Origin of the sequence: Pajaroellobacter abortibovis, assembly GCF_001931505.1 — a bacterium.
In the GTDB taxonomy this organism is placed as follows: domain Bacteria; phylum Myxococcota_A; class Polyangia; order Polyangiales; family Polyangiaceae; genus Pajaroellobacter; species Pajaroellobacter abortibovis.
Map to the genome: position 1 here is coordinate 1,171,110 of NZ_CP016908.1, position 21,948 is coordinate 1,193,057.

The window sequence follows — 21,948 nt, forward strand, 5'->3', positions numbered from 1 at the left end:
CACTATTTGAGAGCCCTCGCAAATCTAGTCATCAGAGCGTGAGCATCTGAAAAAGAAGGAAGCCCTGCAATTGCATTGGACATCTCACGGTAAGCAAGGAGGTGAATAGGGTACCAACTCAAACTCGCAAGTGTAAAAGGGGCACGCACCAAAACCATCTGTAAGACCACCTCTCGAAAACGAATCATTGGAACATCCACCTTATTAAATCTATAGTCGATTTTAAGCATAAATTCTGCAGGATACTCACCCACAGCCACTGTATAGAAGTCAGCTTGCGCGTATAGAGAAGGAATGGAAAAATTTTGATGATAGGAAGAAGGCCCATTGAACATGGTCTTCACCACATTTTCCTCAGGCAATTTGGCAGTCAGCAGGCTTATCACAATCACAGCTGGTGCTGTGCGAGAGAGGGTAAGACGAATGGGATTACAGTCGCCTCAATCTCTTTTTGAAGAGAGAAAAGAGACGGAAGGCCACTCGAGCTCATTCTATCGGAGCGGAGGGAATTCACTACCAGAAACAATACACTGCCGGCAGGAAGCTTCTCAATATGGGATGGAAGTATCTGTACTTGTTGAAGAACTCCACCGACAACGAGCGAGTAACCCATATCAACGCCGGCTTGGAGTGACCCCACTATCCACCCATATCGGAGGAACACAAAAAGCACCCACAGAACTACCCCTACGATTTTAGGAACGGAACAGACCTAAGACATCATTTGAGACGTAATGGTACGTCCATCCTTGTAATAGATTTCAGCAAATAAAGTCGGAATCCCAATCGCCGCTACACTAAGCAAGCAAGTGCGGATGAATCCATGCCAACAAGAACAACGTACCCAACAATTGATCCAAGAGATAAAAGGTAACGTAAGGCAATCGAGAACGATGACTTCAGTTCCACAAATTCATTTAAGAAAGGAAGAATATCTTCAGAATACCCATTTCACGCTTGATCAACAAGATTGGTATCGGAGACACCTAGATAACAAGAAGATTCTGTTAGAAAGGAGGCGAGCAGGTGCTACCGCTTGAAAAAGCGCGAGCGAGACAGAAAAAAAAGACGATCTATTTTGTTACTGATTTAAAAAAAGAGGCGAGTTGAGCCACTCTAGCCTTCTTCCTTTTATGTTAGCTCTAACAAATGCATCCGTGAGAACTCATTCAACGAAAGCACACTCGAAATACCCAAACAAGACAGGCTTAATGGCTGAAGAACACACGGAAAATGGAATTCAGATCATGGAATAGCAGAACAAATTCTCCGAGATGACGAGAAAGCAGCAGCGAATAGAGAGTTATCTGCAACCAAACCCTCAATGAATTCGTTGGACCCCCATATGAAGTCTTGTTGATTTTTCCACTTGCGTGTCTCTGTCTAACGATTTTCTGCTGTTTCTTTTCTCAAGATATCCTCAAACGCATCAGCCATAGTAAATCCAAAAAGAGCCTCTTCTAGATAGTCGCCCTTTTCATGAGAAGAACATGTCACCGGCTTGTAAATCCAGAAGGGAGGACTGCAGAAGAAGAAACCGGAGAGTATTGAGGAACATTTTTCAGAAGAAGCAAGCATAGCTGATTCCCTTCGTCAGATAGACATTATCAATGAACAAATAATTTATTTAAGGCTTATTTTTAAAATGTAGCTTCCCTTCCAAAAATCGCCGCTTAAAAAACATTTTTTTAAACAGACATGCTCGTCCTTAACTAACTGTAACCAGCAAAAATGAGGAGGTTAATCATCAATATCCCCTTCTTTTTCATCAGAAACCAAACTTAAAAAAGAAAGATGCAGCCCAGCAAGATACATGCTAAAAGCAATACGTGCATGGAATTAGCCACATTGTTGCAACTTTCTTTCCTGCCTACATACCTTCAGTTTCTCTTTCATTGGTTGGCCTCTCGCAATCATGACTGCAAGTGTATTCATAAGCTTACCAGAAACAACACGCGTTGCGCTATTTTGTCACCTAGCTTGTGCAAGCACGTTCTTTAAAGCAAGGTTAGAATGACTGCTGAATCCGCACAGACACCCGTCTCCCCTCCTATCGAACAAGTCTCCCCTCCTATCGAACAAACCGATACGCTCATTGGAACAACCCTCAACGGAAAGTATACCATCCTAAGTCCCATCGCTTCAGGAGGGATGGGAAGAATCTACCGGGCTGAACAGATTCCGTTAGGACGACTAGTTGCTCTGAAGGTTTTGCATACACAGTTTTCTTCTCGACCTGATCACGCTGGCTTTCAGAAGCGTTTTTTACGAGAGGCTAACATCCTCGCTAAGCTTCAGCATCCGAACATTGTCACCGTGTTTGACTACGGGAAAATAGAGAAACCTCATCAAGAAGAAGAGCGTTTCTTTATGGCCATGGAGTTTTTGAAAGGCGAAACGCTTCAAAAGAAACTCCTCACGCGAGGATATCTGTCTGTAGAAGAAACGCTTAATATCGCCCAGGAAATTGGGCGAGGACTGTGCGAAGCGCACTCGCTTGAAGTTGTGCACCGAGATCTCAAGCCATCTAACATCATGCTCTGCCCTGAACGAGATGGTAGAGAACTCATTAAAATTCTCGATTTCGGCATTGGAAAAATGCTCAATGAGGATCCTTTGGAAGCAGATTTAACGCAAGAAGGATTCTTTTTAGGCTCTCCTCACTACATGGCACCCGAACAGATAGGGAATGGGACAATCGACGCCCGAACAGATATTTATTCCTTAGGAATGATCCTCTATCAATGCTTGAGTGGAAAACGCCCCTTCCAAGGGGAAACGTCGGTGCAAATGATTATGTCTCATCTCCATCAACCACCGATCCCTTTGCGGGAGAGAGCCCCCGATCTCAACATTCCCGAATGGCTTGAACTACTGGTGATGCGGTGTCTTGAGAAAGATCCGAACAAGCGATTCGCAAACGCCGAGCGCCTACTCCAAGTGATCGACGAGCAATCGCCAGCGATATCTTCGCTTCGGTTCCCTGCCTTGCATGCCCATTCTAGTGGACACACCACACAAACAGCAACGTCTATCCCGACATTCACCTTTCGTAAACCTGTGCTCACGACTTTTTTTGTAGTAGGAGGGATAAGCCTTTTAGGAGGGGGCATTTTCCTCTTTCTCTTTCGCGCTTTTTTCTTTCGCCCAGCCACTCCTATTGCTGTTTCCGAGCACCATCACCCTCCTCCTCCCCCTCCCATCCCACCTTCACGCTCCTCTTTTTCCTTCGGCGTAGAATCCACCCCCACAGGTGCAGAAGTGATTGAAAATGACAAAGTAATAGGGACCACACCTCTTCAGATCATCTTGGACAATCAAACCATACGCTCGATGCCCATCCGTTTCATTGTCCGCAAGCAGGGTTATGAACCGTATGTGATTGTTCAAGGCCCTTCTGAAGAAAACGTGAGGATTATCGCTCCATTAACCCCCATTTCTGAAAACATTGCACCACCCCCCAAATCGACCTCAAATCCCGTCAACCGAATACCAGTAAAAACAAATTATCCTCTTCAGCAGCCTAATACAAACCATACTCCCCACAACCACCCTTCCAATCCCCCTTCTAATTTAGACATTCGATTAGAACGATAACTCCAGATACTGTTATGGAACACTCATCTCCTGCCTCCTCCTCCCCCAAAAGCATTTCAAAAACAACTTTTCAACGAGGGATATTCCGTAAGTGTGAAAGCTGTTACACGACTCTTCCCAGTGAAACCTTCGAGAAAAACTTTGAAGTGTGCCCCCAATGCAAACACCACCATCCGCTTTCTGCAAAAAGATGGAGAGAACTGCTGCTGGACAAAGGGGCACTAGAAGAATGGGATGCTGATCTAGTTCCACTCGATCCACTCCAATTTCGAGATAGCAAATCGTATCCAGAACGAATTGCTGCAGCTCAGAAAAGTGCGCAGACAAAAGAAGCAATTGAAACAGGACGTAGTACAATTGAAGGAATTCCAATCGCTTATGGCGCTTTTTTATTCTCTTTTATGGGAGGCTCTATGGGCTCAGTCGTAGGGGAGAAGATCGCGCGATTGTTTGAGCGAGCGACTGAAGTCCACCTCCCTGTTGTTCTTTTACAAGCTTCTGGGGGGGCACGGATGCAGGAAGGGATCTTAAGTCTTATGCAGATGGCAAAAACCGTCTCTGCACTTGGGCTACTGCGAGAAGCTAAGCTCCCATTCGTCAGCACTCTTCTCCATCCGACAACAGGTGGAGTAGCTGCCAGTTTTTCCTTTTTAGGAGATATTGTTCTCGCAGAACCAAACGCTCTGATCGGGTTTGCAGGACCTCGTGTCATTGAAAACATTATCCGTCAGAAGCTGCCCCCTAATTTTCAGCGCAGTGAATTCCTTCTCAAGCATGGTATGATCGATCAAGTGGTCAGTCGTCTCCATATGCGGTCCACATTAGCAGGTCTACTCCAAATTCTCATGCAGGCACACTCATCCTCTACATGCCCTCTTTAGAAGCTGTTCTCGATAATCTCTACGCACGCACTTCCCGGAACATCACATTAGGATTAGAGAGGATGGAGCAAGCGTGTACTGAGCTCCTTCACCCTGAACATCAATTTCCTGTCATCCATGTCGCTGGGACCAACGGGAAGGGTTCTGTGTGCGCAATGGTTGAGTCGATTGCACGCATCAAAGGACTCACGACCGGGCTCTACACCTCACCGCACCTCTGTCATTTTAATGAACGCATTCGCATTCAGGGAGAGCCTATTGACTCTCTGGATTTAGCAGATGTTCTCGACATCGCTCTCTCCTTAAAAATACCCCTTTCCTTTTTTGAGTGTGCCACTTTGGCAGCTTTTTTAGCTTTTCAACGCGCTTCTGTAGATATCGCCATTCTCGAGGTCGGATTGGGGGGGAGACTGGATGCAACAAACGTTATTCCACCTCCACTAGCGTGCGCGATCACCCGCATTGCCTATGATCACACGGCGTTACTCGGTTCCACACTCTCCCAAATCGCTCGAGAGAAAGCTGGAATCGCCAAAAAAGGCTCACCGCTTGTATTGGGATCTCTCGTTTCAGAAGCCAAAGATTCCATTGAGCAATACGCTCATGCAGTAGGAGCGACGGTAATGCATGCCGAAGAAGATGAAAAAGCTGCGCGCTTCATCGAGAGCCATCCATCCACCGGACTCCCCGGCAGGTATCAACTCGAGAATGCAAAAATAGCTTATGTATTGGGGAGCATCATCGGGGCTACCCCTCAAGAGAGAGCAAAGGGGATCGCTTCTGCGCAATGGCCCGCAAGATTAGAAACCGTACAAATAAGTGGTCACTCCTATCTGTTTGACGCAGCTCATAATCCTGATGGCGCACGTGTACTAGCAGAAGAACTGCAACACCTCTCCCCTTCTTTCCCTACTATGATTCTGCTTTTTGGAGCGCTTGCTGATAAAAACTGGCGTGAGATGCTGGATACCCTTGCTCCTCTCTTTCAGCACCGAATTTATGTTGAGCCTCCTCTGCGGACTAAAGAAGGGGAATTTCACCGAGCGCCTGCCCCCGCTGAAATCCTCTCAAGAGCGTATCCGGGGCAATGTGCCAATTCCATACCAAAGGCGCTTGAACTGATTCTCACGTTCTCCTCCTCTTCTCAACATACGCCTTTAATTGTAGTATGTGGGTCTATTTATTTAGTCGGTTATGTTCGCGCGCTTCTTTTGAATCTCGATTGCGATCCTCTCATACCACTTTAATTCATCGGAAAGATAACCATGCCCAGCTTTGACACTGTTTCCAAAATCCAATGGAATGAAGTCGACAATACTCTACAGCAAGCACAAAAGGAAATTGCTCAGCGGTTTGATTTCAAGAATACAGAGACTTCATTGGAAAAAAAAGAAGAGTTGATCGTGCTTTCCTCCGCAACAGAAGAGCGATGTCGCGCTGTCTTTCAAGTGCTTCAAGAGAAACTAACCAAAAGAAAAGTGAGTCTTAAATTCCTCTATCCTCAAAAACCAGAACCTGCAGGAAAATGTGGCACTCGGATGAGCATCAAAATCAAAGAAAGGATCGATGGGAAGAAAGGAAAAACATTGGTTCACACTATCAAGGAAAGCAGACGGGAAGTGCAAGCCTACATTCAAAAAAGTCAAGTGTGTGTAACAGGCAAGAACAAAGATGACCTGCAAACGATCATTTAGCTCGCACGCGATCTTGGCCTTAGCATTGAGTTGCAGTTCACCAATTTTCGAGATTGATAGCGCTTATTGTTAAAAGGGAAGATTTCTTGAAAAAACACATGGCAGGCCAGTGCGAGTGGTTTGGTACAGACGGCATGCGTGGAGTAGCGAATGAATATCCCATCACTCCAGAGGCCGCTTTAAAGCTTGGGCGCGCTATCACTTGGATTGCAGGACGCAGGAAGCCCCACACCCCCCGTATCTTGATTGGAAAAGATACCCGTTTAAGTGGATACATGTTGGAGACGGCCATCGCATCAGGGGTCTGCTCGATGGGAGGGCGTGTTATTCTCTGTGGTCCTCTCCCTACTCCCGCCATTGCTCATCTAACAGTAAGCATGCGGGCCGATACAGGGGTCGTGATCAGCGCAAGTCATAACCCTTACTCAGACAACGGCATCAAATTATTTGGAGAAGATGGATTTAAACTCCCCAAAGCAACCGAATTAGAAATCGAGCATCTCCTCAACAGTGATCAACTGCGAAGTAACCCGAAAACAGGGCCTGGGATTGGCCGCGCTGAAAAATTAGAGGACGCAAGAGGTCGCTATGTTGTATTTGTTAAAACCACTTTTCCTCGCGAACTTTCCCTAGAGAATATCCGGATTGCTATCGATTGCGCTCATGGAAGTGCCTATAAAGCAGCTCCTCTTGTGTTCCAAGAGCTTGGCGCCACGGTAACTACGCTGGGGGCGAGACCCAATGGAGTCAACATTAATAAAGATTGCGGAGCCCTTCATCCCACCCATATACGAGCAGAGGTCGTTAAGAAAAAAGCTGATCTAGGGATTGCACTCGACGGAGATGCCGATCGCGTTCTCCTGATTGATGAAAATGGCCAACTCGTAGATGGCGACAGGGTGATGGCCATGTGTGCTGATCGCATGTGGATGGAAGGGAAACTACAAAAAAATACAGTTGTTGCCACAGTCATGAGTAATCTTGGACTCGAACGAGCTCTCGCTCGACGTCAGACGAAATTAATTCGAACTCCTGTTGGAGATCGCAACGTCGTCGAAGCGATGCGCAAAAAAGGATGCAACCTCGGTGGAGAACAGTCAGGTCATTTAATTTTTTCTGATTATATTTCTACAGGGGATGGAATTATCGCTGCTTTGCAAGTTCTCGCCATTATGGTCCGTACAGGCAAGCCTCTCTCCTTGCTAGCTCAATCGGCTATGGATCGAGTTCCTCAAGTTCTCGAAAGCATCCTTTTCTCATGCAAAAAACCGCTATCCAAAATGATCCATCTTCAGACAGAAGTAGCCAAAGTCAGTAAAGCTCTAGGCAAAGAAGGGCGCGTGTTAATCCGTTGGAGCGGGACTGAACCTAAACTCCGAATCATGGTAGAGGGTCCTCAGGAGGACACCCTCCACGAATGGGTGAAGGAATTGATAGCCGCTGCCCATCAAGACATCCTTCAACCGATTTAGAAACTCAATCTGTTCTCTCTCTACCTCTTTCTACTTTTTCTGTCCACTGCTAGTGTACGATTTGCATGATTCATCACCAGGATCACGGACCACGTCCTGTTGATATGATCCTTCTGGATTCTAGGCTAGAGCAAAGTGTATTTACCACAGAGACACAAGTCGATATCGGAGATACTGTGAGGTATAGCCAGAAGCGGTGGTGGAGTAGCTTAAAAGGGAAGAGGAGCTTATGGCCCCTTACGCATACGTCCAAATTGAATCTCCGGAACTGCACCACTCCGCCGCAACCTAACTGCAAGCCAACCTTGTGCCTTGTGCTGACCCTGCGCAATACACAAAGGAAGAAGTGGTTTCTGCACTTGTTGTAGAAGTGCAGACCCACCGAGATCGAGCAAAGCAGAGGAGTTGGCTGCTTTACCTTACCATGCTGGCCCATCTTTTCAGTGTTCCACACGCTCGATTCTCGTCACTCTCACCACGTCTCCGCTCCGCTGGGGGATACGCACTGTTACCTCTTCGCTCAAGCGATGGAGGAGGATGTGCGTGGAGTAGTACTAGAAGCTCCACCTTTTGAGATAGAGGTGTGACAGCGGTAGCACGAGTGGAGTGATTGGTGTTGCAGGCGATCTGCACATTACGATAAGGAACAAGGGTTGAGGGATGTGCTGCAAGCGTTGTGAAGAGGGAGATGGAGCGGTTGGCACCAATGAGGGATTGTCATGGTATATCAAAGTGTTATGCTTGATGTTGCAGCCCGTTAGAGAAAAGAACTTGAGGAGCACATGGCAAAAGTATCATGGAGTTCAATGGTGACTACGAACTCTGCAAAGAAGCCGATTGCCCAAGATAAAGCGGAAGAAAGAGTAGAAGGCAAAGCGGAGGGAGAAACCAAGGGGGAAGTGCGTGTGCTATTCAAGGTATTGGAGGCGCATGGGCTTAAAGTTCCACAAGTAGTGCGGCGGAAGGTGCTTGAGTGTCATGACTTCCAACAACTCGATCGATGGGTAGCTCGTACCGCTACTGTCACCGACATCACTACCTTGTTTGGTGAACGATAATTTTCTCTTACCCCACTCATTTGCCAGAACACTCAACTTCTCATGCTTAAGTTTATTTAGTAACGATAATGTTCTGGTTTAAAAGGCCCCTCGGGAGAGATTCCCAAATAAGCAGCCTGCTCCGGAGTAAGACGAGTTAGCTCTACCCCTAATTTATGCAGGTGGAGTTGAGCTACTTTCTCATCTAACTTTTTAGGCAAAACGTAAACCTTCCCTTTTTCATAAGCTTTTCCATTTCGCCAGAGCTCAATTTGGGCCAATGTCTGATTGGAAAAAGAAGAAGACATCACAAAAGAGGGGTGACCGTTGGCGCATCCCAAGTTCACCAATCGTCCGCGAGCTAGCAGCACAATACGCTTGCCCCCTTTGAAAATAAACTGATCCACTTGAGGCTTGATGGATACTTTTCGCACCCCTTCTTCCCGCTCCAAAGCAGCAACGTCAATTTCACAGTCAAAATGGCCGATATTGCAAATGACCGCCTGATCTTTCATAACACGCATATGTTCAATGCGAATGACATGAAGACATCCGGTAGCGGTAATAAAAATGTCTCCCACAGGGGCTGCGCACTCCATCGTAGTCACCTGATATCCCTCCATGGCGGCTTGAAGCGCATTGATTGGATCGATCTCTGTAATCAAAACACGCGCGCCAAGACCTCGAAGGGCCTGAGCACATCCTTTACCGACATCTCCAAAGCCAGCCACAACAGCTACCTTGCCAGCAAACATAACACCTGTTGCTCGCTTGAGACCATCCCCTAAGGATTCTCGACACCCATAGAGATTGTCGAATTTGGATTTCGTAACAGAATCATTGACGTTGATCGCAGGAACACGCAGCTCCCCTTTCTTACCCATTTCATAAAGCCGGTGAACTCCCGTTGTCGTCTCTTCGGAAAGACCCCGAACGGGATCAGCTCCTTCAAAAAGATAGCTGTGCTTCTGATGAACCATCGCAGTCAGATCCCCTCCATCATCAAGAAGCAAATTAGGCCCTTTTCCCCCTTCAAATGCAGTCAACTGGCGTTCAATGCAAGCGGTGTATTCCTCATCTGTCTCCCCTTTCCAAGCAAAAACAGGGACACCGGCTTTCGCAATTGCCGCCGCAGCATGATCTTGAGTAGAGTAAATATTACAGCTAGTCCAGGTTACTTCCGCACCTAATTCAACCAGCGTCTCGATAAGCACGGCAGTTTGTATCGTCATATGGAGACATCCAGCGATGCGCGCTCCCTTAAGAGGCTGACTCATTTTAAATTCAGCCCTGATAGCCATCAATCCAGGCATTTCACTTTCTGCAAGTTGAATTTCCCTCCTCCCCCACTCTGCCAGAGAAAGATCTGCAACTTGATAGCGAGTCTCCTTCGCCGCTGCCTTGAGAGGAAATGGTTCATTTAAAGCTGACTGAGGTAGATTCATAGACTCCCATCCATTCTTACAAAATCAATTTTAGTTATATGAAGAACCAATGATATCACAGGAACATTGAAAAATGCACACAGAAGAAACAAGGAGAAATAACATGCGCGGATTTCTAAAACCACTCATCAAACCGACGCAACGCGAAACGCAACAAATCTTTGCTTCTCTTTCATGACATCAACGCACTCAACTGGCCAGGGCAGCTGGGCTTACCCTATGTAAAGCAGATTAGTGATGAAAAGAATAAGCTATCTACACAGAAAAGAAATCTGTTTTGAAGTTTGAAGGCCAGCGCGCAAACATGGATACAGCAAAACAAGCAACGGCCAGAAGTCTACTTGACAAAATGATAACAACAAAAATTAAAAAAGGCCCCGCTGGATAGCGGGGCCTTCCTTATATCAGACAACAACACGTTTATTTTTTAGACTGTTAGCCTCGTCCTCGACGACGGCGAACTGCCATCCAACCTGCAACCCCTCCAAACAAAGACATCAATCCAGCCAACGAATTTACCCCTACCCCCGCTGATGAACATTTACATCCACCGCTATCTCCTCCACTTGCACTCGTCGTTGTGGACGCATCACCTCCATCCTGTCCCTGTCCTGAGGAAGGATCAACACCACCTCCATCTGCAGGAGGAGGGGGAGGAGGAGTATAGCTTGCACTCTTGCACTGACCCGTATCCACTACACAGGTCGCATCGTTATCACCTAACCACTCCTGGCAATCCTTATCACTCTTACACCCACCACAGCTCCCGCTGGCCAGCTGCTTCTTATCGTCACATTCCGAACCGTCAAAATCAGGAGCTCCAGTGCATGAATTCCCAGCCCCATCCCCACCTGCCGCTGCACCTCGAGCATCTTTATCCGCAACACCACTAGCTCCTCCTTTCGTCTCAGGAGCAGTCACTGGTGCTTGCGAAGAGTGGAGACACACATACCCAGCCCCGCCACCACCTCCAGGACCATGGCTCTTGCCTGTGTTTGCTCCTTTTCCTCCTGTAGCCATCACACCCCCATAGGCCACATTCCCTAAAATGCCAGCAACGATCGTACCACCAGCTCCCCCTCCTCCTCGACCATCATCAGACTTACTTGGACTGAGATCTGCAAGTTCAGGTGCATTATTCCCATTCACCGTGATGGTTCCACCCCCAGTAAGCTCGCGAGCACGAATCAACAATACCCCTCCACCACTGCCCCCAGGACCACCCTGATTATTATTTTGTTGGCCTCCTCCCCCTCCGCTCCCTAGTGTCATCCTCATCCCAAAATCACTATATGCAAGAGATGCGCCCCCTCGGCCCCCTATATCTTGAGATGATGTAGATACGTAATTCCACGTCTTGCCACCTTGTCCCCCTTTACTTTGATTTCCCCCTCCTCCCCCTCCTGCATTCTCACATCCTCCTCCTGCACCCCCTGCTGAGAAAAGACCCCAACCCCCCATGAGCCAATGATCCTCAGGAAGCAAAACTATCGACTTACCTCGTTGACCATATTTCCCATCGCTTTTATATGGCTGGTAGTGCATCTTATCCGAAGAACAGTTATTTACCGTCACGTTATGGGAAGCTTTACCTCCTGGGAACCCAGCTCCTTTAGCAGTAATTGTGCCTTCATTCTTCAATGTTTGCGAAACAAAGAACACCCCTACACCTCCCGTGTGGTCCTGCTCACTCCATGGCAGCACTCCCACCACTTCCCCATTCCCTACCTGCACATCTGTGTACTCAGGCACAAGCACGGCCTGCGTATTCTTCAGCACGTATCTGTTCTGAAGGCCCTGCGTCAACATCAACTTCTTCGTACGATCATCGTCCCCTGCCTGAACTTCCCGGATACGAGCAAATTCATATACCCCCACACTTGTTCCCCCCAATGGAATTTTCTCTTCAAACAACACACCCTTAGGATTCTCCTGAGGTATCTGTTCTGGTGGAGTGTAATCATATCCCACCGCCTGCCATACCATGATCNGCCCCATCTAACCCTCTTCCCAATCCCCACGTATCTTTGCCTAACGCTTCCCCTCCCACTCCAATGCTTGCCAGTACACTAATACAGCCTATATAACCTCGAAGCCAGCATCGACGAAGTCCCTCACGCCTACTCTGAAAACCCTTATATTCATTCATTGTGATTCTCCCATCTTAATCTAAGATACAAGCCTTTCTCTTTTGTCATGTTGTAAATAAAGGATACTAACCATCCGCCAACCATTATGCATATGTGGACAGGTAGATATCCTCAATAAACAATGATGAGCAATAGAATCGAAAGGCGTAGTGCAATTGTTGTAAGAAAGTGCAAATCAATGGTTCTTATTAGCTGCCACTAGATCACAATTTCAACCACAGTGTCAACCGCTTTTATGTGTTCACCTGGTATAAGCTAAGCAATCAACGAGCTATCATCCATCTCACGCCACTAGCGTATCAAAATTCCAAACAATAAAAAAAGCCCCCTATTCAGCAAGGGCCAAGGTTGCCTTTTCAAGAGATGGATAGGGCACCCAGTTAACCTATAGGAGGCTCTGGTAGCAATGCAGAGGGTACGTAAGCTTAGTAGGATTCCCCAGTTACTTTTTGAGTCATATACGTTCCAACTCTTCGATTCATGCACTACCTTCTTTTAATGCATGCGCATATTAAGAAAAAATAACCTATTATCTTTTCTTACTCATGGAATATAAATTCATCTGCCTCAAGCCTTACAATTACAAACAAAAAAGTAGAACTATAGAAACATGCTGAGCACAAATTTTAGTCCTGCTACCCAGGCTCTCATTGTGCACCACAGCGTATCGAAACCCTCCACCAAACAACAAAAAAGCCCTGCCATTCAGCGAAGCTTTTTAGACACAAAACAGCAGTACATTCAATGTTTAATAACTGGCTGTCTTTCCCTCGATGGCAGCGAACCCTCATCCAGCCTGCAAACCCTCCAAACAGCGACATCAAGCCAGTCAACGGATCAGTACCCACCTCACTCGAGACGTATTTATATCCATCTCTTCCTAAAGAAAGATCAATACTTCCTTCGTTCGAAAGAAGATGCGTGGGGTCAAAACCTGGAACTTTGCAACTTGCCGTCTCCGTCACACAGATCGCCGCGGCATTGCCTACCCACTCTGCACATTGTTTATTTTACGACATCCACCCTAGCTTCCGTCCGTAAGTTTCTCCTTATCGCCGCATTCTGCACCTGTAAAGCCAGGGGCTCCGCTACATGAGTTCCCAACTCCATCCCCATCTTTTTCCTCCATTGGAGTATTGTTATCATCATCAAACGGAATGCAGCTACAACATTCGTCTTCCCAATCTGCACATCCGTCACTTAGGAAACAAGATTACCTGCTCATTCCCAACCGCGTACTTGCTTTGCAGTCCCTGCGGCAACACAATCTTCTTTGTGCGCTCATTCTACCCTGCTTGAGCCTCTTGGATCACCGCATATTCGTATACCCTTTTACTTTTCCCATCTAACGGAATTTTTTGCTGATACAAGTCATCAGCAGGCTTATCTGCAAGGGCTTTATCGGGTGGAGTGTAATCATATCCCGCCGCCTGCCATACCATGATCATTCGACCTGCCTCAAAATCAACCGCATCCGGAGAATTGTCAGATCGAAGAACTACAGTTAGCGTCTTCGAATCCGGAATCTCCGTCACCTGTGCATATCGGTTCACTATCTTAGGCTTACTCTCCGTACCCCCACCCAACGTCACAGCCCCATCTAACCCTCTTCCCATCCCCACGTATCTTTGCCTAACGCTTCCCCTCTCACTCCAATGCCTGCTAGCACACTAATACAGCCTACAGACCTCCGGAATCGACTTGATCGAGACCACACCAATTGGTTATGCCCACCCTCACACCATATATGACCACGCATAATATCCTTTCTCCTTTTTATAACAAGTGATTTGCTTGAATTTAAAAAGTCCAAACGAGCGAAATCAATTCTACTTTTCAATTCATCCAACGGATCCTCTTGATAGTATCCCTCTTCTTGAAGAAATTGAAACACATTGATAAGCATATCCGGCTCTAATTATATCACAAGACAGATTCTGTTCGTTCTGGACTAACGCGTTTAAAAGACGATGGTTTAAATCGGTTTAAACAAACGGCCACCGAAAATACGCCTTTATTGGACCACTTGCATGCGATGACGATCTAGCTAGAATCGGTTTGCATCTGTTTAATAAGCTCAGGAGATATCAGTGCAACAACCCCACTCTATCCTCTTGCTCCTGCGATTCAGATATCTATATTTCCCCTTCTTCATTAATAGGATAAACTTAATGCAACAGCGGTGGCGCTCTCATAAGTGCAATCGGCTCATCCATTATTCTCTGCAAACCACCCCATGAACTCACTCAGTGTTCGAGCCCATTCTACTGGAATCGCGTTATACAGGGAGACCCGTATTCCTCCCACACGACTATGCCCCCGAAGCCCAACCATCCCATGTACCTTAGCTTCCACCAAAAATGCAGATTCAAGCGCAGCGGTCGGAAGATAAAAAACCACATTCATAATACTCCGACTTGTGCGCTCCACAGAAGATCGATAGAGCTCTGGATAGCGATCTATCTGTTGATAGATCAAAGAGGATTTCTCACGATTCCAAGCAGCAATTTGCTCGATCCCTCCAACGCTCTTTTTCCATAGAAGAACCTGTCTCATCATATAAATAGCAAAGGTTGGAGGCGTATGGTACAGGGAGCCCGCCTGCGCTTGTATTCGATACTGCAGAATTTTAGGCAGATCCAGTCTCCCCTTCTCCATCCATTCATTCCTGACAATAACTACCCCAACCCCACTAGGTCCAATATTCTTCTGAGCGCTCGCATAGATTAAATCAAAGCGGGTATAATCAAACGGCCGACTTAAAAAATCACTCGACATATCGCAAGCAATGGGAACCCCTGGACAAACAGGAAAAGGATGTTCAGGGTCAACTTCAAATTGAAGTCCATGGACTGTCTCGTTGCTTGTTAAGTGTAAGAAAGCAGAAGACGGATGAATATTTGTCTCTTTTGGGAGGGGGACCCTTGTATAAGCAAATTTACCGTCCTGCTCAATGCCTGTGTGAGCAGCTAGATGAATATGAGCCCCTCGTGCAGCAGCCACTATCCTCGCTTCGGCAAGGGCTTTTTCCCCCCAAAGACCATGAGTTAAATAAGAAGCTGTTTCCCCCTCCCCCAAAAAATTGAGAGGGACTTGAGCAAACTGAAGGGAAGCACCCCCTTGAAGCAGAAGAACCGTATAATCTTGAGGCAATTTGCACAACTCTCGAATGAGGGCCAACGTTTCTTGGCAAATCGCTTCAAAGACCGGCCCCCGATGGCTTTGCTCCATCACCGACATGCCGGTATCAGAAAAGTTGAGGAGCTCTTCTCGAGCAGTTTGTAATACAGAAAGAGGTAACGCGGAAGGGCCAGGACTAAAATTAATACAGCGAGAATTCATTATTGCTAGTTTTTTTAAGAAGAGGCTTCTCAAATAAGAATAACCTTATCTGTATTCAGAGAAACGTTAGACTGTCAAGAGATGGATCGAGAAAGCTGAGCTGTTAACCGATATGCAAGCTCGAAAGCCTGCGAGATACAGTCAGGCATACTCACAACACTCCCTCCGAGAAGATGAATCGGCCCCTCACTTTCTATTTCCTTTTTCAGAATTTCCATATGTTTGAGATGCGCTAAAGGAGGCTGAAGGGAAGTTTTTAAAAACCGAAACACGCGCACCCAACTAGGCTCTCCATCGATGGATAGTTGGTATTTTACTTCCTCCCTTGCCAATTGAACGAGAACTCGATCTTCCGCACTGACAATCTCCTCACGCCCACTCCCTCCGAAGAAAATGCGCAAAAGAGCGGTAGACGGAGGAGCACGATGAGCCCACTTACTTGAAATCCAGGTAGCTGCCAGAACTTTCCGGCCAGATTCACGCGGGATAAGAACACCAGCCGCATCCAGTGGATGCGCGATCCGATCCTTTGGATAGGCCAGAAATACAGTCGCCACGGATGTATAGGGGATGGTATCCAGCTCTTGAGCGCACTCGGGATAGATCTCACGCAAAAGAGAAGCTGCCGCATGGGTCGGAATTGCCAGAACCACCCTGTCAGCAAGGAAAGGAGAATCCCCTGCCCGGTACACTCGAAAGGGAGGACCAGAAGAAGAAGCACAACGTTCAATCCGTTCAATAGGGGCACTAAGATGAAAGTGCACCCCTCCTTTTTCCAAAGACGATACAAGCCGCTCCACAAGAGAACCCATCCCTCGCTTAAGAGATAGAAAAGGTCCATGCCCTTTGGACAAAGGATGCGACCGTAGCCTCTTCCTTTCCGCACGTATCGCTTTTACAAGAGAACCTGCATGCATTTCCGCTTCAATCAATTGAGGAAACGTTGCACGAAGGGAAATCTTAAAAATATCCCCAGCGAAAATCCCCCCCAAAAGGGGAGCAGCCATGCGATAGGTCATCTCTTCCCCGAAACGGCGCATAAAGAAGTCTCCTATCGACTCATCGCCCTGCCTCTCCCAGGACTTAGACGGAACGAAAGGCTCGCAGGCGATCCGAAGCTTCCCTTTCCAAGAGAAAAGGGGGGTTTGCCACAACGCAGACCAACTGGCAGGGATTCCAAGCATAAATCCCTCAGGCATAGGCTGTAATCGGGGAGAGTCCCCCACCCGGTACACCCGCCGCGCACTGGGCTCAACTTCAATCAGTTCATCTTCTAATCCAATGGAACGAATCAACTCCAAGACAGAGGACTTGCGAGCCACCCAGGAGTCAGGCCCCGCATCCAACGTACACCCATCGAAATATTCTGTCACAATATTTCCTCCCCATCTTTCTTTTTTTTCAAAGACATGAACAGTCATTGGATCAAAAGATGCTTCTGAACGATAAGAAAGCGCGTGAGCCAAAGAGAGGCCAGAAATTCCACCTCCGATAATTGCTATTTTTGTCACTTCTTTTTTTGCTCTCCAGAATCGAGAAAGGGATAGACAATATTTTCTAATGCTTGCAAGAGAAGCTCTGAGGCATTGAGTGAGGCTGTCCGAGACAGAGAAAGGCCAAGGGAATGAGCAATGTTTCTCGCTTCGTGATCGATATCATATAAGATTTCGACGTGGTCAGAAAGGAACCCGATCGGAGCAATCAGGACATGACGGCTTCCACGTTGAGCAGACGCCTGAATCACCGATTCAAGAGATGGGCCTAGCCAACGGACAGGCTGCTCGGATTCATCTTGAAATCCCTGACTCTGAAAGGCAAGCTCCCAAGGAGGACATCGCTCCCCCAGACTAGCTGCAACTCGGACTGCAGTAGACCTAACTTGATCAGCATAGGGGTCTCCATCTCTCAGAACATGGAGAGGCAGCGAATGAGCTGTCATAATAACAGTGGTTTGACGTCGTATGCTTTTCTCCAGCTCATTTAAGGCCAGCGTGAGAGATCGGGCGAAAGCATGAATCAGTGCAGGTTCATCCCCCCAATTGGTCACTCCGTCCACGTGTATCTTCCCATCTCCTCTCGACGCAATCAATTCCGCCACCCGTTTGACTTCTTGGCTATATAGTACAGCTGAATAAGGAGCCAGTGGCAATACGACCACATGTCGGTATCCATCCTTCTTCATATGGATCAGCTGCTCTTCAGAATGAGGTGGAACAAATCGGAAGGCAACACGGACAGGCAAGTGTAAACGGCTTTCAAGCTTTTGACCTATTTGACGAGTAATGGCATTCAATGGGGACTGCCCACCAACTAGTTCATAACGGCGCTTGACTTCTTCAAATAAGGAAGCTGGAACACCCCTTTCTCGACGGATCTTCGACAGAAAGTCAGGCAGGTCTCCCAGCGATTCCACACCTCCATGCGAAACCAAAAGAAGAGCAGTCCGAGAAATTTCCATTATGATCCCTATTGACCTAGAGAAAGCTTAACTGTTTGCTGCAGTTGATACGGGGAATGACTTATTCACAAAATAAAGAGATCGAGGCTAACAATAGCTACCTACTCCCCTTATTTCTACAAACAAAATACTTTTCGCCTTAAAAAAGCTTTTTCAACCGATTCAACTGATCACTGACAAAGAAGAGCTCTTCATTTTCACAAACTCAATCAGCTCCTGGACTATCTCTACAGGGGTCTGTGGGAATACACCATGCCCTAAATTAAAAATATGCCCTGGACGACCAGCCACATCATATAAAATTCTAGCCGCATGTGCTTTAACCACAGAAACTGGAGCAAGCAACACCGCCGGATCCAAGTTTCCCTGAATAGCCACATCTTCGCCCACCAGACGCCACCCTTCCACGAGAGGCACCCTCCAATCCAAGCCAATGACCGTCCCCCCAGCTTTCTTCTGAAGAGGTAGCAAGGAGTGTGTCCCCGTCCCAAAATGGATCACTGGAACCCCCATTTTCACCACATCCCCAAGAATAGATGTTGTATAAGGAAAAACATACGTCTCATAGTCTAAAGGAGAAAGCTGTCCAACCCAAGAATCAAAAAGCTGAACCGCATCTGCCCCTGCTTCTACCTGTGCACGGAGATAATCCCGGATTACCTCAGCTAACTTCATCATCAAGGAATGCCAGACCAGAGGATTGCTGTACATCAACCGCTTGGTTTTAAGAAACTGTCTTGTTTTCCCCCCTTCAATCAAGTAACTCGCTAATGTAAATGGGGCCCCTGCAAATGTAATCAGAGGCAATTTGCCTGCGAGTTCTCGCTTGATTAACCGGACAGCCTCCAGAACATATCCAAGTTCTTGGCGAGGCTCAAAAATGGATAGACGTTCAACATCTTCAGAAGAAGAAATGGAGCGTTCCAGGACAGGGCCTTCACCCTGTTCAAAATAGAAGTGAATCCCCATTGGCTCAAGGGGCAATAAAATATCGGCAAAAAGAATACAGGCATCTACCCCTAACCGAACTGGCTGCAGTGTTACCTGTAAAGCCAATTCCGGATGCTTGCAAATTTCAAGAAGGGAATACCGCTCGCGCAAGGCACGATATTCAGGCATATACCGCCCCGCCTGCCTCATCAACCAGATAGGGGTGCGTGATGTAGGCTCCCGTCGACACGCTTTTAAGAAAAGATCATTCATGATACCCTCTTATGTTGCACTATAATTGGCATTTTCCAGGAAAATGATATTGGTCTTCGATCGGCTCTCCCCCACACTAGTTACGTATACCGCTGGCTGGTCATTGACTGGACAGATCTTCTCACACGCACAGCAGTCAATACATAAATTCGGATCGACGTGAGGACGTTGCAATTTAACCGTCTTCATAGCTGGCTGTTCCCACGCTAGATCTGGTGTGGATTCTCGAACAGGGACTTCCACTTCCTTCACCCAAATCGCTTTCGGTGAAATCGGACAGAACTCTTCACATACAATGCAGGGAGCTTGCATGCTCCATGGAAAGCACCTTCCATGGTCATAAAGAGCAGTCCCTACCTTCACAGGAGGAACTCCCATCCCTAACTTTTCTTTCTCCGCGATCTTTTGAATCGCCCCTGTAGGACACACTTGACCACAAAGAACACACGAATACTCATAGTAACCAATACGATGGATTAAAATAGGGGTCCAGATCCTTTCTACTCCAGCTTGGAAGAAAGCAGGATGGAGCGCATTATTAGGATAGACTTTCACGCACTCCGCGCAGCGAATACAGCGCTCAAGAAAAGCACGTTCCTCCACTGAGCCAGGAGGACGAATGATCTTAGAGTGGTAGTTCACATCGAGGACATTCGCAATCCGAGTGGCAGGAAGAAAGACAACCCCTGCAGCTGTGGTTCTACGTTCTAGGTCAGGTTCTGTCCGAACGCTCAACCGATTGGGAAAAAATCGAAATTTAATGACATCTTCTGGACAAGATGCTTCGCAATTCATGCACATATGACACTCGTCCTGACGCCACTTGACACCCCCTTGAGGACTATCTGCCCTCTGACAATGAACAAGACATAAGTTGCAATCCGTACATTCGGCGTGGTCTTTTTCCATCCTAAACAAGGAAAAACGAGCAAAAACTCCTAAAAAAGAACCTAAAGGACAGAGGACTCGACACCAAAACCAGGGAATAAGAAGACGGTTCGCAAACAGGACTGTCATAAACAAAAACACAATGAGCCACGTCTGGGGGAAATAAGCCTGCTTAGGTTGCCATAAAGTTTGAGCAAGAAAACCCTGCATATCATCCGACCCTTGTTGAATGGAGCGAGCAGAGACATGATCAAGAGTGGCGAACCCCCTAGTCGCAAAATACTGGATAGCAGGGATCACACCCAATCCAACAGAACGAACTGCAATGCAAAGAGGGTCAAGCAGACCACTGATTGCACTTCCTGCTATCGCAGCAAACAAAAAAGTGTACAAAAGATAATACTTCACACGTTGGTAAGTGTGGGTCCGATTAGCCCCAACCCTAGCAGCCCCCCTCCCATGACGTGAGGAGAGTAACCATCCAAAAAGATGGTGCAGCGTTCCAAAAGGACATATCCACCCGCAAAATACGCGACCGAAGAGAAGAGTTAGCACTAGCATCCCCAAACTCCAGAGCAAACCCCGATAGATCGTATGGGTGGAGAGAAGAGTCACCCCCCCCACCCATGGATCAGCAAGCAAAAAGAATTCTACCAGCAATAGAAGACGAATGGGGGCTTCTGCACTGGCGGAAAAACTGCAACGAAAAGAGGTTTGACAGAGAAAATAAAGAAAAATTCCCAAGAAAAATGTTTGAGAAAAACGACGGAGCCAAACCAAAACACGAACGATCAGACGAGCGGGGATGCCCGATCCAGAACGCTTAGTTTTTTTGACAGAGACCTTGGACTGACAGGATAGGTTGGCGTTAAACGAAGGAACGGGAGATACAGAAAAGCCACTCTCTATGACCTGATCGCGTACCATGGGAAGAGACAAACGAATGGCTGATGTCATCTGATCCAGAGCAGAGACCACCCCTTTCTTTCTTGTCTTCCACGGAATAGGCTCCACGTCAGTTTGCTGATGTGATTTAGAAAAGGGCGGATCGAGCAATGCCACCTCTTTCTCTCTCTTGTGAACAGAGGACGTGAGTCCAAAGCCATGACAAGAGGTTGCCATCTAGACTTCCCTGACGTGATAGCGATTCCCAAAACATGGTCACGAGCCCACGCTCGTGCCCTATCTCAAGATAAGGGATATGATCTCGGCGTTGACTGATCAAAGTGCATCCGAATGCACCGCCTGCAATCTGATCAACAGAAGCCAAAATGGTATGCATCACCTGAGTATTATCAATGCTTCCACCCTGCGGACCATTGCGGACCAACACCCTGATCGCATCCACAACGACCAAGGAAGGGTGCATAAATGCAGCGAGATCAGCAATCGATGTATCGATGTTCTGATGAAGGCGATTGCGCCGTCCTCCAAGAAGGCCATACCAACTTTTCATAACCGTAGTATATTTGGCCAGGTTGTGATGTTCTGCGACAGGCACATTGATCACTTTATCCGCTTGGATCAGGGTAGTAAAAACTGGCCATTCATCTAGAACATCCCCCTTCAAGCGCATGGTCCAGAAACGATGCTCTGCAGGAAGTAATATCTCATCCATTAACTCACAGGATGCTCGCCAGATCCCTGACCGTTGGAAACAGCGCCGGGGGTCGTTGCAAGAACCGTCCGCTACCACAATTTTCTTCGCCTCCGCATCATAAGCAAGTTTAATGACGGAACTGACTACTTCAGGATGCGTATTCGCTGCATGAATAGGCACT

17 protein-coding genes are annotated in these 21,948 nt (G+C 47.2%); 6 read left to right on the forward strand and 11 right to left on the reverse strand.

Annotated elements, in window-relative coordinates; all coding sequences use genetic code 11:
- Positions 1 to 2 precede the first annotated feature (2 nt).
- Together BCY86_RS05875 and BCY86_RS09795 are read right to left on the reverse strand one after the other, a co-directional pair.
- Complete coding sequence (locus BCY86_RS05875; RefSeq protein WP_216636005.1) at positions 3 to 392, reverse strand: hypothetical protein; 390 nt, start codon at positions 390 to 392, stop codon at positions 3 to 5.
- On the reverse strand, positions 389 to 673 hold the full coding sequence (locus BCY86_RS09795; RefSeq protein ID WP_156865109.1) for a hypothetical protein: 285 nt from the start codon (positions 671 to 673) through the stop codon (positions 389 to 391). Before BCY86_RS09795 ends, BCY86_RS05875 begins: the two co-directional genes overlap by 4 nt.
- Positions 674 to 2,013: 1,340 nt before the next feature.
- Between BCY86_RS09795 and BCY86_RS05895 the strand changes: the two genes are divergently transcribed.
- The 6 genes from BCY86_RS05895 (at position 2,014) to BCY86_RS05920 (ending at position 8,702) form a co-directional block, all read left to right on the forward strand.
- Complete coding sequence (locus BCY86_RS05895; RefSeq protein WP_075276908.1) at positions 2,014 to 3,597, forward strand: serine/threonine protein kinase; 1,584 nt, start codon at positions 2,014 to 2,016, stop codon at positions 3,595 to 3,597.
- Between the two features lie 14 nt (positions 3,598 to 3,611).
- Entirely contained in the window at positions 3,612 to 4,478 is an 867-nt protein-coding gene (accD, locus tag BCY86_RS05900; RefSeq protein WP_075276909.1) for an acetyl-CoA carboxylase, carboxyltransferase subunit beta, read from the forward strand.
- Positions 4,466 to 5,725: a bifunctional folylpolyglutamate synthase/dihydrofolate synthase gene (locus tag BCY86_RS05905; protein ID WP_075276910.1), complete on the forward strand. Its 1,260-nt coding sequence runs from the start codon at positions 4,466 to 4,468 to the stop codon at positions 5,723 to 5,725. The genes accD and BCY86_RS05905 overlap by 13 nt, the downstream gene beginning before the upstream one ends.
- An 18-nt stretch (positions 5,726 to 5,743) precedes the next feature.
- Positions 5,744 to 6,172, forward strand: coding sequence for a nucleotide-binding YajQ family protein (locus tag BCY86_RS05910; RefSeq protein ID WP_075276911.1), 429 nt, complete (start codon positions 5,744 to 5,746; stop codon positions 6,170 to 6,172).
- 98 nt (positions 6,173 to 6,270) lie between these two features.
- Positions 6,271 to 7,644, forward strand: coding sequence for a phosphoglucosamine mutase (glmM, locus tag BCY86_RS05915; RefSeq protein ID WP_075276912.1), 1,374 nt, complete (start codon positions 6,271 to 6,273; stop codon positions 7,642 to 7,644).
- Positions 7,645 to 8,426: 782 nt separating this feature from the next.
- Positions 8,427 to 8,702, forward strand: a complete 276-nt coding sequence (locus tag BCY86_RS05920; RefSeq protein WP_156865110.1) for a hypothetical protein — start codon at positions 8,427 to 8,429, stop codon at positions 8,700 to 8,702.
- 56 nt (positions 8,703 to 8,758) lie between these two features.
- Here the strand turns inward: BCY86_RS05920 and ahcY are convergent, their stop codons facing one another.
- The 9 genes from ahcY to BCY86_RS05975 all read right to left on the reverse strand — a co-directional run bounded on the left by ahcY (position 8,759) and on the right by BCY86_RS05975 (position 21,947).
- Complete coding sequence (gene ahcY / locus BCY86_RS05925; RefSeq protein WP_075276914.1) at positions 8,759 to 10,126, reverse strand: adenosylhomocysteinase; 1,368 nt, start codon at positions 10,124 to 10,126, stop codon at positions 8,759 to 8,761.
- 3,436 nt (positions 10,127 to 13,562) lie between these two features.
- A complete protein-coding gene (locus BCY86_RS05940; protein ID WP_075276917.1) occupies positions 13,563 to 13,892 on the reverse strand; it encodes a hypothetical protein in 330 nt (109 codons plus the stop codon).
- Positions 13,877 to 14,035 (reverse strand): hypothetical protein, encoded by a 159-nt coding sequence (locus BCY86_RS10075; protein WP_172824818.1) that lies wholly within the window; start codon positions 14,033 to 14,035, stop codon positions 13,877 to 13,879. The genes BCY86_RS05940 and BCY86_RS10075 overlap by 16 nt, the downstream gene beginning before the upstream one ends.
- A 449-nt stretch (positions 14,036 to 14,484) precedes the next feature.
- Complete coding sequence (gene serC, locus BCY86_RS05950; protein WP_075276919.1) at positions 14,485 to 15,618, reverse strand: 3-phosphoserine/phosphohydroxythreonine transaminase; 1,134 nt, start codon at positions 15,616 to 15,618, stop codon at positions 14,485 to 14,487.
- A gap of 74 nt (positions 15,619 to 15,692) precedes the next feature.
- Complete coding sequence (hemG, locus tag BCY86_RS05955; RefSeq protein WP_075276920.1) at positions 15,693 to 17,129, reverse strand: protoporphyrinogen oxidase; 1,437 nt, start codon at positions 17,127 to 17,129, stop codon at positions 15,693 to 15,695.
- Positions 17,126 to 18,076 carry a ferrochelatase gene (gene hemH, locus BCY86_RS05960; RefSeq protein ID WP_075276921.1) on the reverse strand — a complete coding sequence of 317 codons (951 nt, stop codon included), beginning with the start codon at positions 18,074 to 18,076 and terminating at the stop codon, positions 17,126 to 17,128. The genes hemG and hemH overlap by 4 nt, the downstream gene beginning before the upstream one ends.
- 162 nt (positions 18,077 to 18,238) lie before the next feature.
- The gene (gene hemE, locus BCY86_RS05965) at positions 18,239 to 19,279 is read right to left on the reverse strand and encodes a uroporphyrinogen decarboxylase (protein ID WP_075276922.1); all 1,041 of its coding nucleotides are present in this window, start codon (positions 19,277 to 19,279) and stop codon (positions 18,239 to 18,241) included.
- A gap of 9 nt (positions 19,280 to 19,288) precedes the next feature.
- Positions 19,289 to 21,289, reverse strand: coding sequence for a 4Fe-4S binding protein (locus tag BCY86_RS05970; RefSeq protein ID WP_245776208.1), 2,001 nt, complete (start codon positions 21,287 to 21,289; stop codon positions 19,289 to 19,291).
- On the reverse strand, positions 21,201 to 21,947 hold the full coding sequence (locus BCY86_RS05975; RefSeq protein WP_075276923.1) for a DUF362 domain-containing protein: 747 nt from the start codon (positions 21,945 to 21,947) through the stop codon (positions 21,201 to 21,203). Before BCY86_RS05975 ends, BCY86_RS05970 begins: the two co-directional genes overlap by 89 nt.
- Position 21,948 lies beyond the last annotated feature (1 nt).